The organism is Brevundimonas sp. (assembly GCF_041911375.1).
Lineage (GTDB): Bacteria > Pseudomonadota > Alphaproteobacteria > Caulobacterales > Caulobacteraceae > Brevundimonas.
Genome location: NZ_JAYRPA010000021.1, coordinates 24,796 through 38,247, shown reverse-complemented (window position 1 = coordinate 38,247; position 13,452 = coordinate 24,796). Strand labels below are relative to the sequence as shown.

General features: G+C 69.0%; 15 protein-coding genes. 6 read left to right on the top strand and 9 right to left on the bottom strand.

The annotated features are described in order from the left end of the window. Positions 1–56 precede the first annotated feature (56 nt). The 5 genes from ACE3PU_RS03640 to ACE3PU_RS03620 all read right to left on the bottom strand — a co-directional run bounded on the left by ACE3PU_RS03640 (position 57) and on the right by ACE3PU_RS03620 (position 4,631). The gene (locus ACE3PU_RS03640) at positions 57–590 is read right to left on the bottom strand and encodes a GNAT family N-acetyltransferase (RefSeq protein WP_374386741.1); all 534 of its coding nucleotides are present in this window, start codon (positions 588–590) and stop codon (positions 57–59) included. A 165-nt stretch (positions 591–755) separates the two neighbouring features. Further along, positions 756–1,043, bottom strand: coding sequence for a 50S ribosomal protein L27 (gene rpmA / locus ACE3PU_RS03635; RefSeq protein ID WP_374386738.1), 288 nt, complete (start codon positions 1,041–1,043; stop codon positions 756–758). A gap of 94 nt (positions 1,044–1,137) precedes the next feature. Next, a complete protein-coding gene (gene rplU, locus ACE3PU_RS03630) occupies positions 1,138–1,695 on the bottom strand; it encodes a 50S ribosomal protein L21 (RefSeq protein ID WP_374386736.1) in 558 nt (185 codons plus the stop codon). A gap of 239 nt (positions 1,696–1,934) precedes the next feature. Continuing rightward, a complete protein-coding gene (locus ACE3PU_RS03625; RefSeq protein WP_374386734.1) occupies positions 1,935–2,576 on the bottom strand; it encodes a TetR/AcrR family transcriptional regulator in 642 nt (213 codons plus the stop codon). Between the two features lie 177 nt (positions 2,577–2,753). Next, positions 2,754–4,631: a cation:proton antiporter gene (locus ACE3PU_RS03620; RefSeq protein WP_374386732.1), complete on the bottom strand. Its 1,878-nt coding sequence runs from the start codon at positions 4,629–4,631 to the stop codon at positions 2,754–2,756. A 155-nt stretch (positions 4,632–4,786) separates the two neighbouring features. Between ACE3PU_RS03620 and ACE3PU_RS03615 the strand changes: the two genes are divergently transcribed. After that, positions 4,787–6,910 carry a M13 family metallopeptidase gene (locus ACE3PU_RS03615; RefSeq protein WP_374386730.1) on the top strand — a complete coding sequence of 708 codons (2,124 nt, stop codon included), beginning with the start codon at positions 4,787–4,789 and terminating at the stop codon, positions 6,908–6,910. A 343-nt stretch (positions 6,911–7,253) separates the two neighbouring features. On the opposite strand, the gene hisS is transcribed toward ACE3PU_RS03615, so the two are convergent. Continuing rightward, positions 7,254–8,741 carry a histidine--tRNA ligase gene (gene hisS, locus ACE3PU_RS03610; RefSeq protein ID WP_374386728.1) on the bottom strand — a complete coding sequence of 496 codons (1,488 nt, stop codon included), beginning with the start codon at positions 8,739–8,741 and terminating at the stop codon, positions 7,254–7,256. Between the two features lie 152 nt (positions 8,742–8,893). Between hisS and ACE3PU_RS03605 the strand changes: the two genes are divergently transcribed. Next, positions 8,894–9,100, top strand: coding sequence for a hypothetical protein (locus tag ACE3PU_RS03605; protein WP_374386726.1), 207 nt, complete (start codon positions 8,894–8,896; stop codon positions 9,098–9,100). After that, positions 9,097–9,678: an ATP-dependent Clp protease proteolytic subunit gene (locus ACE3PU_RS03600; RefSeq protein WP_374386723.1), complete on the top strand. Its 582-nt coding sequence runs from the start codon at positions 9,097–9,099 to the stop codon at positions 9,676–9,678. The genes ACE3PU_RS03605 and ACE3PU_RS03600 overlap by 4 nt, the downstream gene beginning before the upstream one ends. Positions 9,679–9,694: 16 nt before the next feature. On the opposite strand, the gene hslV is transcribed toward ACE3PU_RS03600, so the two are convergent. Next, the gene (gene hslV / locus ACE3PU_RS03595) at positions 9,695–10,261 is read right to left on the bottom strand and encodes an ATP-dependent protease subunit HslV (RefSeq protein ID WP_374386721.1); all 567 of its coding nucleotides are present in this window, start codon (positions 10,259–10,261) and stop codon (positions 9,695–9,697) included. Between the two features lie 110 nt (positions 10,262–10,371). Between hslV and ACE3PU_RS03590 the strand changes: the two genes are divergently transcribed. The 3 genes from ACE3PU_RS03590 to ACE3PU_RS03580 all read left to right on the top strand — a co-directional run bounded on the left by ACE3PU_RS03590 (position 10,372) and on the right by ACE3PU_RS03580 (position 12,066). Next, a complete protein-coding gene (locus tag ACE3PU_RS03590) occupies positions 10,372–10,794 on the top strand; it encodes a BLUF domain-containing protein (RefSeq protein WP_374386719.1) in 423 nt (140 codons plus the stop codon). A gap of 72 nt (positions 10,795–10,866) precedes the next feature. Beyond that, entirely contained in the window at positions 10,867–11,277 is a 411-nt protein-coding gene (locus tag ACE3PU_RS03585; protein ID WP_374386717.1) for a BLUF domain-containing protein, read from the top strand. Between the two features lie 51 nt (positions 11,278–11,328). After that, positions 11,329–12,066, top strand: coding sequence for a ThiF family adenylyltransferase (locus ACE3PU_RS03580; RefSeq protein WP_374386715.1), 738 nt, complete (start codon positions 11,329–11,331; stop codon positions 12,064–12,066). 3 nt (positions 12,067–12,069) lie between these two features. Here ACE3PU_RS03580 and ACE3PU_RS03575 read toward each other — a convergent pair whose 3' ends face one another. Then, positions 12,070–12,333, bottom strand: a complete 264-nt coding sequence (locus tag ACE3PU_RS03575; protein WP_374386713.1) for a hypothetical protein — start codon at positions 12,331–12,333, stop codon at positions 12,070–12,072. 116 nt (positions 12,334–12,449) lie between these two features. Further along, complete coding sequence (locus ACE3PU_RS03570) at positions 12,450–13,436, bottom strand: 2-hydroxyacid dehydrogenase (protein ID WP_374386711.1); 987 nt, start codon at positions 13,434–13,436, stop codon at positions 12,450–12,452. Between the last annotated feature and the right edge of the window lie 16 nt (positions 13,437–13,452).

Sequence of the window (13,452 nt, the reverse complement as noted above, 5' to 3'; positions counted from 1 at the left end):
CGGCCTGTTCGCCCTATCGATGGGCGGGCTGTGCGTCCGGCGCGCCGCGACCGGCCTCAGGCCATCCACACCATCATGCGGGTATCGGCGTTCGCGCGCCGCGCCAGGCTGAAGGCCCGGCGGGTCTCGCCGGTGTAGAGGAAGCCCGCCTTCTCCAGCACGCGCCCGGAGGCCGGGTTGTCGGCGAAGTGGCCCGCGACCAGCGCGCGACGCTTCCACTTGCGGCTGGCCCAGACCAGGGCGCCTTCCAGGGCCTCGGTGGCGAAGCCCCGCCCCCAGAACTCTCGCCCGATCCAGTAGCCCGCCTCGGGCACGCGATCATCGCCCTCGAACAGTCCGATGACGCCGACGGGGCCGCGATCCTCATGATCGATGACGAAGGTGTTGGCGCGGGCGGGATCCTGAGCGGCGACCTGAAGCACGAAGTCCTCGGCGTGCTCGACCCGGAAGGGGTGGGGCATGCGCTTGGTCATGCGCGCGATGTCCAGATCGTTGGCCAGGGCGGCGATGCGGGGCGCGTCCTGGGGCGCGGGCGCGCGCAGCACCAGACGCCGCGTCTCGACGACGGGGGAGGTTTCAATGACGCACATGGCGGTCGCCTCATTCTCTGGACCGTCTCCTTGGAGGGCTCGGACGGTCTTCGAGGCGGGGAAACGCAAACGGGGAGCCTGGTGATCCAGACTCCCCGCGGAATATTTCCCTGGTCCGGATCGGCTGCCTAGAGAGCAACGCGATCCGGAGATTTCCAGACTGCGTTACTCGGCGGCCATCGCCTGAGCGGCGTCGTCGTTGGCCGCGAGAATCGACACGTAGCAACGGCCGCCGCGCTTGGTGGTGAATTTCACCGCGCCCGGGGTAAGGGCGAACAGGGTGTGGTCACGGCCCATGCCGATGTTCTCACCCGGGTGGAAGGTGGTGCCGCGCTGACGCACGATGATGTTGCCGGCCAGCACGCGCTCGCCGCCGAACTTCTTCACGCCAAGGCGCTTGGACTCGGAGTCGCGACCGTTGCGCGACGAACCGCCGGATTTCTTGTGAGCCATCGTATCGCTCCTTCTTTGGCGCGCTGTCGGCCGTTCGGCCTACTTGAGCGCGCCGCTCAATCTAGTTGGCGCCGGTGAAGCGCCGGTGAATGTCTCAGGCTTCGTCGCCGGCCGCTTCGGCCGTCTTGGCGGGAGCCTTCTTCTTGGCCGGGGCCTTCTTGGCGGGAGCCGAGCTCTCGACCACGGCGCCCTTGACGTCGGCGCCGTCGACGTCGGTCACGACCGTCTCGGTCGAACCCAGCGACGACGTGGCGCCGCGGGTCGCGAGACCGCGGGCCCGCAGGTTGATCTCGGCCTTGGTCAGCAGTTCGATCTTGCCGTCCCAGCTGGCCTTCTCGCCGGCGCCTTCGATGCCGGTGATGCGCAGGACCGATTCCATCTGGCGATGGCCGTTCGTGCGACGATAGCCCTGACGACGGGTCTTCTTGAAGATCTTGACCTTCTCGCCCTTGCGGGTCTCGATCAGGGTCGCGCCGACGAAGGCGCCGTCGATCAGCGGGGCGCCCAGGGTCACGCCCTTGTCGCCGCCCAGCATCAGGACGCTGTCGAACTTCAGCTCGGCGCCGGCGTCGCCGTCGAGCTTTTCGACGACGATGGTGTCGCCCGGTTGGACCCGGTACTGCTTGCCGCCGGTCTTGATCACCGCGTACATGTTGAAGCCTCAGCGCAAACGCAAAAAAGAGTGCGCCCGCCGGGTGACCCCCGCGGGCGAAGAGCGGCGACATATACGGAAGGCGCTCGCGGAGTCAACGCGATTTGCCGCGTTTTCTGGGTGAATTCGGACGAATCGGCCTCGAAACTCTCTGCAGCGCTTCGCCAGGGCAGGCAAGCGGCGCGCAAAGAAAAGGCCCCGCCGAAGCGGGGCCTGTCCGTCTCGCCAGGGGGCGAGGATCAGCGCGTCACGAGGGCGCCGGCCAGCAGCACGTCGATCTGACGGGCGATATGGTCCGACAGCGCCTTGGCGTCCCAGTTGTCATAGGCCGCGCGGCGATAGTTCGAGAGGTAGGCGTCCCAGATCAGCTCGACCAGCAGGCGCAGGTCCGCGTCCTGGCTGATCTCGCCGCGCGCGACGGCGTCCTGGAGAATGGCGCCGATGGCCAGTTGCAGCTTCTTGGTCGCGGTGCGCGCGCGCATCTCGGCGGCCAGCGGCTGGAACCAGGAGCGGGCGACGATGGCCTGGAACAGCGGCAGATGATCCAGCGAGGAGTGGTAGCCGGCGCTGAGCGCGCCGACCAGGCGATCGCGCACCGGCTCGTCCTTGGGCGCCCCGGCCTCGACCACCTCGGCCAGGCGGGTCATGTCCTCGGTCAGCACCGCCTCGAACAGTTCGGCCTTGTCCTGGAAGTTGGCGAACACGGCGCCGGTGGACATGCCCGCGCCCTTGGCGATGTCGCGGATCGTGGCCGGGTCGTAGCCGCGCTCGGCGAACAGCGACCGCGCCGCGTCCAACACCTTCTGGCGGGTGCGGATCTTGGCGGCCTGACGGCGGTTCAGACGCGGCTCGGGGGAGGAGACGATGGGGGAATCGGTCATGAAATCAGGCTTTTACTCTACGAAAAACTTCAACCGGGGGAGAGATCGAAGTTGACTTAGGGTCTATGGGCCGGGGCGACCCAAGGCAAAACGGGCCCTGCAGTCCCGCCTATGCGACGAATACAGAAGGCAGCGCTTCGACCACGGAACCATGACAAAAATGGGTCAGGGTTATGGTTACTCGGATAACTGCGTATTCTCTTTCGATTTCTGTAGCCGCTTATGGTTAAGCTGGCTGTTTCTCAACGCGCGCATGGGGCGATGGCGTCGGGACTCTGGCGAAGCCGCCTGGAAGGCCTGCCGGAAGCGGTCGCGGCGTTCATGGACGGAGGCCAGGACCAACCCCATCGGCACCCCCAGGTCGACGAGGGTGTTCTCGGCCAGCTGAAGGCTGGCCTCGGTCGTCTCCGGCACGGCGTCGGTGACGCCCAGGGCGTAGAGGCGGGCGGCGTGCTGATCGTCGCGGGCCCGCGCGATCAGGATCAGATCGTCGCGCAGCGGCCGGGCCACGCGCACGACCTCGTCCACCTTGCCCGGCGCGTCCATGGTGACCACCAGGGCGCGGGTCGACATGACGCCGCACTTCAGAAGCATCTCCGCGCGGCCGGCGTCGCCGTAGAAGACGTCGAAGCCGTCGCGTCGCCCCGCCGCCACCGTGGCCGGGTCGGCGTCAACGGCGATGAACGGCTGGCCGTGTTCGCGCAGCATCTCGCCGATCAAGCGCCCGACGCGGCCGAAGCCGACGATGATCGTCGTCCCTTCGCCGGGTTCGGGGACGGCGGCGTCGGTCCCCTCGGGCTCGGCGCCCGCGTGTCGGCGCGTCAGCCGTTGGCCCAGCATGGCCAGGAAGGGAATGGAGAAGATGCTCAGCGTCGCCGACAGGGCGACCGCCGCCGTCACCTCGGGCGATGCGACGCCCTCGACCAGTCCGGTGGCGAAGACGACGAAGGCGAACTCTCCGGCGGGCGCGAGGACCAGCGCCGTCTCCAGCGCCGAGCGCCAGGCCAGGCCCCACAGCCGCGCCAGGCCGAAGATGACCGCGCCCTTCACGACGGTGATCGCCACGACCAGGCCGAAGACGCCGACCGGGTCGGCCGCGACCGCATCCAGGTCCAGCCCCAGGCCTACGCCGACGAAGAAGACGCCCAGCAGCAGGCCCTTGAACGGTTCGATCGACACCTCGACCTCGCGCCGGAACTCGGTCTCGGCCAGGAGGACGCCGGCGACCAGGGCGCCGATGCTCATGGACAGGCCGCTGGCCTGGGCGGCCAGTCCGGCGCCGATCACCACCAGCAGGCTGGCTGCGACGAACAGTTCGCCGCCCTGGTCGGCCTTGCGCGCCCTGGCGACCGAACCGAACATCGGCCGCAGCACCAGCCGGCCCAGCAGCACCAGCAGCCCCAGGCCGATCGCGGCGGGGACCAGGGTGAGCAGGGCGCGGCCCAGGACCGCCGGGTCCAGACCGCCCGCGTCCATCCCCTGGCCCTGCGCCAGGGCGGCCAGGACGGTGACCGTGATCAGGATCGGCGCCACCGACAGGTCCTGGGCCAGCAGCACGGCGAAGGTCGAACGGCCCACCGTCCCCTTCAGCCGCCCGCCCTCGGCCAGGACCGGCATGACCACGGCGGTGGACGACAGGGCCAGGCCCATGCCCAGGACCACCGCGCCGGCCAGGGGCTGGCCGGTCAGCATGAAAAGGGCCGATAGCACGACGGTGCAGGCCGCGACCTGCATCAGGCCCAGGCCGAAGACCAGGCGCCGAAGCGCGCGCAGCCGCTCCCACGACAGCTCCAGCCCGATCATGAACAACAGGAAGGCCACGCCCAGTTCGGACAGCTGGGCCAGCTGGGCGGGATCGCTGATCGTGGCCCAGGACAGCCAGGGCAGGGCGTCGGAGAAACGGGCGAGACCGTCGGGGCCCAGCAGCACGCCGGCGGCCAGAAAGCCCAGGATCGGGCTGATCTTCAGCCGGTTGACCAGCGGCACCATGACGCCGGCCGCCGCCAGGAAGACGACCAGGTCCTTGTAATCGCCGCCGCCGTGTCCGTTCGCCATTCGCCCTCCGTCCCCCACCTATCAGAGGGCGCCGCGCGGCGTCTGGCGAGAGGGGCCGGCGCTTTCATGAACTTTTTTTAAGGCCACGGGCCCCTGACCGGGTCTAGGGTCCGCCCCGCCCGACCGTATCGGGGCCGGGAGCGAGGATCATGAGTATGAAACGCCTGCTTATCGGGGCCGCCGTGGGCGCCCTTCTTCTGCCCGCCAGCGCCGCCCTGGCGCAGGACGTCGGCCACGACCATGCCTGCCTGGACGAGAGCTGCTCGATCGTCTCGCTGTTCTCCGGCGAGGAGACCGCCGCCGGATGGCAGGGGACCGAGGCGCCCAGGTACGGGACCTGGGGCTTCGACCTGAACGGCCGCGACACCTCGGTGAAGCCGGGCGACGACTTCTTCCGCTACGCCAACGGCGCGGCGTTCGACAAGCTGGTCATCCCCTCGGACCGCACCAGCTACGGCTCGTTCGCCCTGCTGCGCGAACTGTCGGACAACCGCATGAAGGAGCTGGTGACGGGCCTGGCGGCGCGCACCGACCTGACGCCCGGCTCGGACGAGGCCAAGATCGCCGACGCCTACCGCGCCTATATGGACGAGGCCCGGATCGAGCAGCTGGACGCCCAGCCGCTGCAGCCGTACCTGGCCGCGATCCGCGCCGCCGACAGCCATGACAAGATGGCCGTCTACATGGGCCAGACGGTCGGCCGCTTCGGCGCCTCCTTCTTCGGCACCGGCATCACCATCGATGCGAAACAGCCGACCCGCTACGTCGTCTCGACCGGCCAGTCGGGCATCGGCCTGCCGAACCGCGACTACTATCTGGACGCCCGCTACGCGGACAAGAAGGAGAAGTATCAGGCCTATGTCGGGCGGATGCTGGGGATGATCGGCTGGGAGAACCCGACCGAGACCGCCGCCGCCATCGTCGCCCTGGAGACAAAGATCGCCGAGGCGCACTGGACCCCGATCCAGAACCGCAACCGCGACGAGACCTACAACGAATACACCATCGCCCAACTGACCAGCGAGGCGCCCGGCTTCGCCTGGCAGGCCTATTACGACGCCGCGAAGCTGGGCGGCGTGCCGCGCCTGATCGTGCGTCAGGACACGGCCATGCCGGCGATCGCGGCTCTCTACGCCGAGACCCCGGTCGAGCTGCTGCAGGCGTGGGAAGCCTTCCACACCGCCGACGACATGGCGCCCTTGCTGTCCAAGCGATTCTCGGACGCCCAGTGGGAGTTCCGCTCGCGCGACCTGTCCGGCCAGCCCGAGCAGCGGACGCGTGAAAAGCGCGCCATCTCCTTCGCCGAGAACGCCCTGGGTGAAGCCACCGGCCGCCTTTATGTCGCGGAATACTTCCCGGCCGAATCCAAGGCCAAGATGGAAGAGCTGGTCGCCAACCTGCGCACCGCCCTGTCGCACCGCATCGACAACCTCAGCTGGATGGGCGCCGAAACCAAGGCGGCGGCCCAGGAGAAGCTGAAGAAGTTCACCGTCAAGATCGGCTATCCCGAGACGTGGCGCGACTATTCCGGCCTGGAGATCCGCGCGGACGACCTGGTCGGCAACACCGAGCGCAAGGGCCTGTTCGAGTGGAACTACGACCTGGAGCGTCTGGACGGGCCGGTCGACAAGTCCGAGTGGGGCATGACCCCGCAGACGGTCAACGCCTACTATAATTCGGCCAACAACGAGATCGTCTTCCCGGCCGCGATCCTGCAGCCGCCGTTCTTCGATCCGAACGGCGACCCGGCGGTGAACTACGGCGGCATCGGCGGCGTCATCGGCCACGAGATCGGCCACGGCTTCGACGACCAGGGCTCCAAGTCCGACGGCGACGGCGTGCTGCGCAACTGGTGGACCGCCGAGGACAAGGCCAACTTCCAGGCCCTGACCACCCGGCTGGGGGCGCAGTACGACACCTATGAGCCGCTGCCCGGCTATCACATCCAGGGCGGCCTCACGATGGGCGAGAACATCGGCGACGCTTCCGGCGTGGCGGTGGGTCTGGAAGCCTATCACCTGTCGCTGAACGGCCAGCCCGCGCCGGTGCTGGACGGCGTGACCGGCGACCAGCGCTTCTTCTACGGCTGGGCGCAGGTCTGGCAGTCGAAGTATCGCGACGAGGCGCTGAAGCAGCAGGTCGCCACCGACCCGCACTCGGCCGCCCAATTCCGCGTCATCGGCCCGCTGCGCAATGTCGACGCCTGGTACGAGGCGTTCGGGGTCCAGCCGGGCGACAAATACTATCTCGCTCCCGAGGATCGCGTTCGCATCTGGTAAGGCGAAGCTTCTTCGAGAATCGCGAAAGGCCGGGGTTCGCGCCCCGGCCTTTTTGCTGTCCGGCGCGATATCGCCTTGGCCCGCAATCGGCCGCACGCCTGGATTTCAGGCACGAAAAAGCCCGCTGCGGGGGATACATCGCAGCGGGCTTTCCGAGGCTCTTGTGAGCCGACGTTTCCTCCCCGAAACGCCTTCAAGAACTGCGCGCTTGAGCACCGCTCGTTCTCGAGTGAGACCAAATGACGCCATGACCGGCCTTCCGTCAACCGACCTTCGGCCACAAATCGAACTTTCTTCGACTTATCGCCGATAATGCATGAGCAAGGCGGCGTTTTATCGAAGCTTATTCGATAATGCGACGGATGGCGGCGACCAGCTCCCCGCGCGGAAGCGTCATTTGTCCTGGGCGCTCGGCCTTCCAGGCCTCGTTGTCGGCGATGGCGGCGGCGGCGGCGCGGCCGGCGTCCAGATCCTTGATCGTCACCTGACCGGCGGCGATCTCGTCGCCGCCCAGAATGACCGCGGCGGGCGCGCCCCGGCGATCGGCGTACTTCATCTGCGCCTTCATGCCCGCGCGGCCCAGGTACAGTTCGGCGGCGATCCCCGCGGACCGCAGCTCGGCCACGGCCGACAGGTAATGCGTCATGTCGTCCTCGGAGAAGACGATGACGACCACGGGGCCGCGCACCGCATCCTCGCCGCCCCGCCCGGCCGCGCGCAGGGCCGAGGCCAGGCGCGACACGCCGAAGGAGAAGCCGGTCGCGGGCGTGCTGGCCCCGGTGAAACGCGCGACCAGGTCGTCGTAGCGCCCGCCGCCGCCGATCGAGCCGAAGCGGACGGGGCGGCCCTTGTCGTCGGCCGTCTCCAGCAGCAGCTCGGCCTCGAAGACGGCGCCGGTGTAGTATTCCAGGCCGCGGACGATGGTGGGGTCGAACTTCACGGCGTCCTGGCCGACCGCCATGGCGGCCAGGGCCCGGTCGATCGCCGCCAGTTCGCTCAGCGCCGCCTGGCCCGCCGCGCCCAGGTCTCCCGAGCGGGCGACGGCGTCCAGCGTCTCCGCCCGCGACAGGCCCGGCGTGTTGGCCGAGGCGAGGAAGGCCTCGATGGCGCCGGTCACCTTGGCGGGCAGCGCGGCCCCCTTGGTGTAGTCGCCCGAATCATCCAGCCGGCCTTCGCCCAGCAGCTGCACCACGCCGTCCCAGCCCAGGCGGTCGAACTTGTCGATGGCGCGAAGCGCGGTCAGCCGCTGGTGGGCGTCGCTGACGCCGCCAGCATCGAACAGGCCGTCGAACAGCTTGCGGTTCGACACCCGGATCTGCGCCTGGCCCGCATCCAGCCCCGCCGCCCGCAGGCCCTCGCAGGCCATGGCGATGATCTCGGCGTCGGCCTCGGGCCGGTCCGAGCCGACGGTGTCGGCGTCGCATTGCCAGAATTCGCGGAACCGCCCGGGGCCCGGCTTTTCGTTGCGCCACACCGGACCGTAGGCGTAGCGGCGGAACGGCTTGGGCAGGGTCTCCCAGCTCTGGGCCGCGAACCGGGCCAGGGGGGCGGTGTGGTCGTAGCGCAGGGCCATCCATTCGCCGGGCTCGTCCGAACCGGCGTCGTCCTGCAGCGCGAAGACGCCTTCGTTCGGCCGATCGGCGTCGGGCAGGAACTTGCCCAGGGCGTCGGCGTATTCGAACGCCGGCGTCTCCAGCGGCTCGAAGCCCCAGCGCTCATAGACCTCCGACACCTGTCGGACGATCCGTCGTTCAGCCGTCAGGTCGCGGCCGCGCCGGTCGGCGAAACCGCGGGGATTGCGGGCGAGGGGGCGGGGGGCGTCGGTGCTCATGGCGCGCGATTAAGCCAAGGGACGGGCCGCCGCAAATCTCAATCCGGTCGCCATCGCCGCCGCCGCCGCCGGAAAGCCGCCAAGGGTCTGTTGAAAAAGGAAAAAACCGGATCGGGCCGGAACCATCGCATGCAGCCTCCGTTCATGGCCGCATGACGCCGCACGCCCGCCTGGTTCCCAAGATCTGCACCACCTCGGACCGGCGCACCATCCGCTGGTGGGAGTGTGAACTGGTCGATGACGCGGGGGCCCGGCGTATCCGCGACAAGGCCTTCTTCTCGGTGAGCGAGGCCCGGTCCTGGGCGTCGTCCCACGGCTATCCGGTCAACGAGGACGCGACGTCGGAGGCGGCCGGATGAGCGATGCGCCGCCGATGGGGATCCTGACCGCCGAAGCCTTCGACACGCCGCGCATCCTGCTGGCCGGCGCGGTGGACTACGCCATGTATGAGCGCTTCCGCGATCAGCTGGCCGAGGCCCCCAAGACCGGATTGATCGTGGTCGAGCTGTCTACCCTGGGCGGCGATCCCGAGGTGGCGCGGATGATGGGCGAGGACATCCGGTTTCAGAGCGACGCCAATCCGTCGCGCCGCCTGGTCTTTCTGGGCAAGGCGGCGATCTATTCGGCCGGCGCGACCTTCATGAGCTTCTTCGCCGTCGAGAACCGCTATCTGACCCGCGGCGCGCGAGTGATGATCCATGAGCGCAAGATGGATCAGCACCTGCACGTGGTGGGGCCGCTGACCACGTGCATCGCCTCGGTGAACGCCATGCTGAACGAGCTCGAGCACTCGATCGCCATACAGAACGAAGGCTTCGAGAACCTGGTGCGGGGGTCTTCGGTGACGATGGACGAAGTCCTGCAGCGCGCGCCGGCCAACTGGTACATCGAGGCGCAGGACGCCAAGGCGATGGGGCTGATCGCCGAGGTCATCTGATCGAGGGCCGGGGGCGTCAGCCGTCCAGCGTCTCCACCGTCAGGTTGCCGTTAGTGTAGACGCAGATTTCGGCGGCGATCTTCATGGCCTTGCGCGCGATCTGTTCGGCGTCCAGCTCGGTCTCTTCGATCAGGGCGCGCGCGGCGGACAGGGCGTAGTTGCCGCCCGAGCCGACGGCGGCGACGCCGTGTTCCGGCTCCAGCACGTCGCCGACGCCGGTGACGGTGAAGATCGACGACCTGTCCGCCACCAGCAGCATGGCTTCCAGCCGTCGCAGGTAGCGATCGGTGCGCCAGTCCTTGGCCAGGTCGACGCAGGCCCGGGCCAGCTGGTCGGGGTACTGCTCCAGCTTCGCCTCCAGCCGCTCGATCAGGGTGAAGGCGTCGGCGGTGGCGCCGGCGAAGCCCGCCACGACCTTGCCGCCGGCCAGGGTGCGCACCTTGCGCGCGGCGCCCTTGACGATGGTCGGCCCCATCGAGACCTGGCCGTCGCCGGCGATCACGGTGCGGCCGTTCTTGCGCACCGCCAGGATGGTCGTGCCGTGCCAGTCGGGGAAGGCGGGGGAGTGTTCTGAACGGGTCATGTCCCCGAAATGGCCGCGACCGGCGTCGTCATCAAGTCGGCGGTCTCAGATCGAAAGCAATCCGCCCAATTTTCACCAAGGTATCCGCTATAACGCGGTTCGATCTGTCGATGATAGCGTTATCAAAGGCAATTCCCGTGCTTTACCGCCTCGTTTTTGTGAGCAAATCCGTCATCTGCGGCCGCAGCGTGCAGGCGCTCGCCCAGCTTCTGGGGGCGGCGGAGCGCAACAACCGGCGCGATGAAATCAGCGCCGGCCTGCTGTTCCACGGCGACGAGATCGTGCAGGTGGCCGAAGGCGCGCGCGCCGACCTGGACAGACTGGTGCGTCGGGTCGCCGCCGATCCCCGACACACGGACATGGTCGTGATCGAGGACCGGCCGGTGATGCAGCGCCGTTTTCGCGAGCCGATGCGGCTGTGCCAGGCCGATCATCACTGCGTCAGAGATCACTCCGGCGGGCGGCGGTTGCGCGACATGACGGCGGCCGAGCTGGAGCGACTGATGAGCGTTTGCAGCCTGCAGGCGGCTTGAGAACACGCGGCCCGGATTCTACGGTCAAGGTGAAGGCGCTGGGGGTTTCGGCGCCAAGCTTATGAGTATCCTGTGAATTTGTTCCGCATCGTCTATGTCAGCCGCGCCGCCGGCAGCGTGGCCGACGGCCTGCTGCCGCTGATCGACATCATCGGCGTGTCGGATCGGAACAATCGCCGGGACCACCTGACCGGGGCACTGTTGCGCCATGAGGGCTATTTCATCCAGGCGATCGAGGGCGCGCGCGTCGATCTGGACCGGCTGATGGCGCGGCTGCGGCAGGATCGTCGCCACGACGGGCTGCGGATCCTGTCGGAACGGGCGGTGGAGCAGCGGCGCTTCGGCGACTGGGCCATGGTGCGTCTGGACGCGCCGCCCGCCGCGACGACCTTCCTGGAACAGCATCTCGACGCGCCCGACGCCGGCGCCCGGGCCGAGGCCCTGCTGATCGAGGCCAGCCGATCCATGGCGGTCGCGCCCTGAGCCTGCCGCTCCAGGGCTGTCGCCGACGCGCGCCGCGCCCTAGATAGGGCCGTGATCTTTTCCGAAGACGACGTCGAACGCTATGCCCGCCACCTGGTGCTGTCCGAGGTGGGCGGCCCCGGGCAGCAGGCCCTGAGACGTGCGCGCGTGCTGATCGTCGGCGTGGGCGGCGTGGGCGCGCCGGCGGCGCTGTATCTCGCGGCGGCGGGGGTCGGGACGCTGGGCCTGATCGACGATGATGCGGTGGCGCTGTCCAACCTTCAGCGGCAGGTGCTGTTCGCCACCGCCGACATCGGGCGAGGCAAGGTGGAAGCCGCGGCCGGGCGCCTGACGGCGCTCAATCCCGGCGTGGCGGTCGAGGCCTTCCCCGAACGGTTGACCCCGGCCAACGCCGCCGCGCGCATCGCGGCCTTCGACATCGTTCTGGACGGGACCGACGACTTCGCCGCCCGCCACGCCGTCAACGCCGCCTGCGTCGCGGCGGGCCGACCGCTGGTGTCGGGCGCCCTGGGCCGATGGGACGGGCAGGTCGGCGTGTTCTCGGGTCGGCCCTGCTACCAATGCCTGGTCCCCGAGGCGCCGCCGGACGCCGAGACCTGCGCCCGCGTGGGCGTGGTCGGCGCCCTGGCCGGGGTGATCGGATCGATGGCGGCGCTTGAGACGATCAAGCTGATCGTGGGCGCGGGCGAACCGCTGCGGGGCCGGCTGCTGCTCTATGACGGCCTGGCGGGATCGGCCCGCACCGTGCGCGTGGCGGCGGACCCGCAATGCCCGGTCTGCGGCGGCTGAGCCTCAGGCCGCGGTGGCGAAGCGCACCGGCATGGCCAGGTCGGGCAGACCCAGGTCCGCCAAGGGCTCGGCGAAGCCCAGCGCCGGATTGCTGAGCACCGTGACGATCCGCTCGCCGCGGTAGAGATAGAGGGTCTCGAAGCCGACCCAGCGCCGGGCGACGTCTTCCAGCGCGCGGTTGGCCGTCTCGTCCGACGCGGCGTCCAGAACGCAGATGTCCCGCACCGGCACGCCGGGCAGATTGACGATGCAGTAGTAGGAGTCCAACGCACGCTTCCTCGAACAGGTCGCCGGAAACGAGGCGCGTCGCCGACGGTTCCGTTCCTGAACGGCGTTTTCGACAGGCGTATGAGGGCGGTCGGACAGGCGTGTGAAATCGCCGCCTAGAGCATCGCGGGAATGACGCGGTCCGGCGGGCGGTGACCGTTCTGGAAGGTCATGACATTGGCGATGACGCGGTCGCCCATGTCCTGTCGCGCCTCCAGGGTGGCCGAACCCAGATGGGGCAGAAGCACGACGTTCGGCTGGCCCAGCAGGCCGGGATGGATGGCCGGCTCGTTCTCGAACACGTCCAGGCCGACGCCGGATAGGGCGCGCATGGCCACGGCCTGGGCCAGGGCCGCCTCGTCGATCAGTTCGCCCCGCGCGGTGTTGACCAGGATGGCGTGCGGCTGCAGCCGCGCCAGACGTCCGGCCGACAGCAGATGGTGGGTGTCCCGGGTCGCCGGGCAGTTCAGCGAGATGATGTCCATGCGCGACAGCATCTGGTCGAGGTCGTCCCAGTAGGTGGCGCCCAGCTCCTCCTCGATCAGGGCCGGGACGGGCTTTCGGTTGTGGTAGTGGACCTGAAGGCCGAAGGCGCGGGCGCGCCGGGCCAGGGCTTGGCCGATGCGGCCCATGCCGACGATCCCCAGCCGCTTGCCCCACAGCTTGCGGCCGCACATCCAGGTCGGGGTCCAGCCCTCGAACCGGCCGTCGGCCACGACCTGGGCGCCCTCGACGATGCGGCGGCTGACGGCCAGGATCAGGCTCATGGCCAAGTCGGCGGTGTCCTCGGTCAGGACGCCGGGGGTGTTGGTGACGATGATCCCGCGCGCCACCGCCGCCTCGACGTCGATGTGGTCCACGCCGGCGCCGAAGTTGGCGATCATCTTCAGCTGGTCGCCCGCCGCCGCGATCAGCCCGGCGTCGATCACGTCGGTGATGGTGGGGACCAGAACCTGGGCGCGCTGGACGGCGGCCTCCAGCGCCGCGCGGTCCACCGGGCGGTCGGTCAGGTTCAGCTCGGCGTCGAACAGCTCGCGCATCCGCGTCTCGACCGCGTCCGGCAGGCGTCTGGTTAACACGACCTTAAGCTTGGGGGCGGACATTGCGGGCCTTGGTCTG

What these genes read in the sequence shown, in the direction of transcription:
- hslV (WP_374386721.1), bottom strand. Translation starts at nt 10,261, where the DNA reads ATGACCCGTTCAGAACACTCCCCCGCCTTCCCCGACTGGCACGGCACG.
- ACE3PU_RS03570 (WP_374386711.1), bottom strand. Translation starts at nt 13,436, where the DNA reads ATGTCCGCCCCCAAGCTTAAGGTCGTGTTAACCAGACGCCTGCCGGAC.
- ACE3PU_RS03615 (WP_374386730.1), top strand. Translation starts at nt 4,787, where the DNA reads ATGAAACGCCTGCTTATCGGGGCCGCCGTGGGCGCCCTTCTTCTGCCC.
- ACE3PU_RS03590 (WP_374386719.1), top strand. Translation starts at nt 10,372, where the DNA reads ATGATAGCGTTATCAAAGGCAATTCCCGTGCTTTACCGCCTCGTTTTT.
- rpmA (WP_374386738.1), bottom strand. Translation starts at nt 1,043, where the DNA reads ATGGCTCACAAGAAATCCGGCGGTTCGTCGCGCAACGGTCGCGACTCC.
- ACE3PU_RS03640 (WP_374386741.1), bottom strand. Translation starts at nt 590, where the DNA reads ATGTGCGTCATTGAAACCTCCCCCGTCGTCGAGACGCGGCGTCTGGTG.
- ACE3PU_RS03625 (WP_374386734.1), bottom strand. Translation starts at nt 2,576, where the DNA reads ATGACCGATTCCCCCATCGTCTCCTCCCCCGAGCCGCGTCTGAACCGC.
- ACE3PU_RS03620 (WP_374386732.1), bottom strand. Translation starts at nt 4,631, where the DNA reads ATGGCGAACGGACACGGCGGCGGCGATTACAAGGACCTGGTCGTCTTC.
- rplU (WP_374386736.1), bottom strand. Translation starts at nt 1,695, where the DNA reads ATGTACGCGGTGATCAAGACCGGCGGCAAGCAGTACCGGGTCCAACCG.
- ACE3PU_RS03600 (WP_374386723.1), top strand. Translation starts at nt 9,097, where the DNA reads ATGAGCGATGCGCCGCCGATGGGGATCCTGACCGCCGAAGCCTTCGAC.
- hisS (WP_374386728.1), bottom strand. Translation starts at nt 8,741, where the DNA reads ATGAGCACCGACGCCCCCCGCCCCCTCGCCCGCAATCCCCGCGGTTTC.
- ACE3PU_RS03605 (WP_374386726.1), top strand. Translation starts at nt 8,894, where the DNA reads ATGACGCCGCACGCCCGCCTGGTTCCCAAGATCTGCACCACCTCGGAC.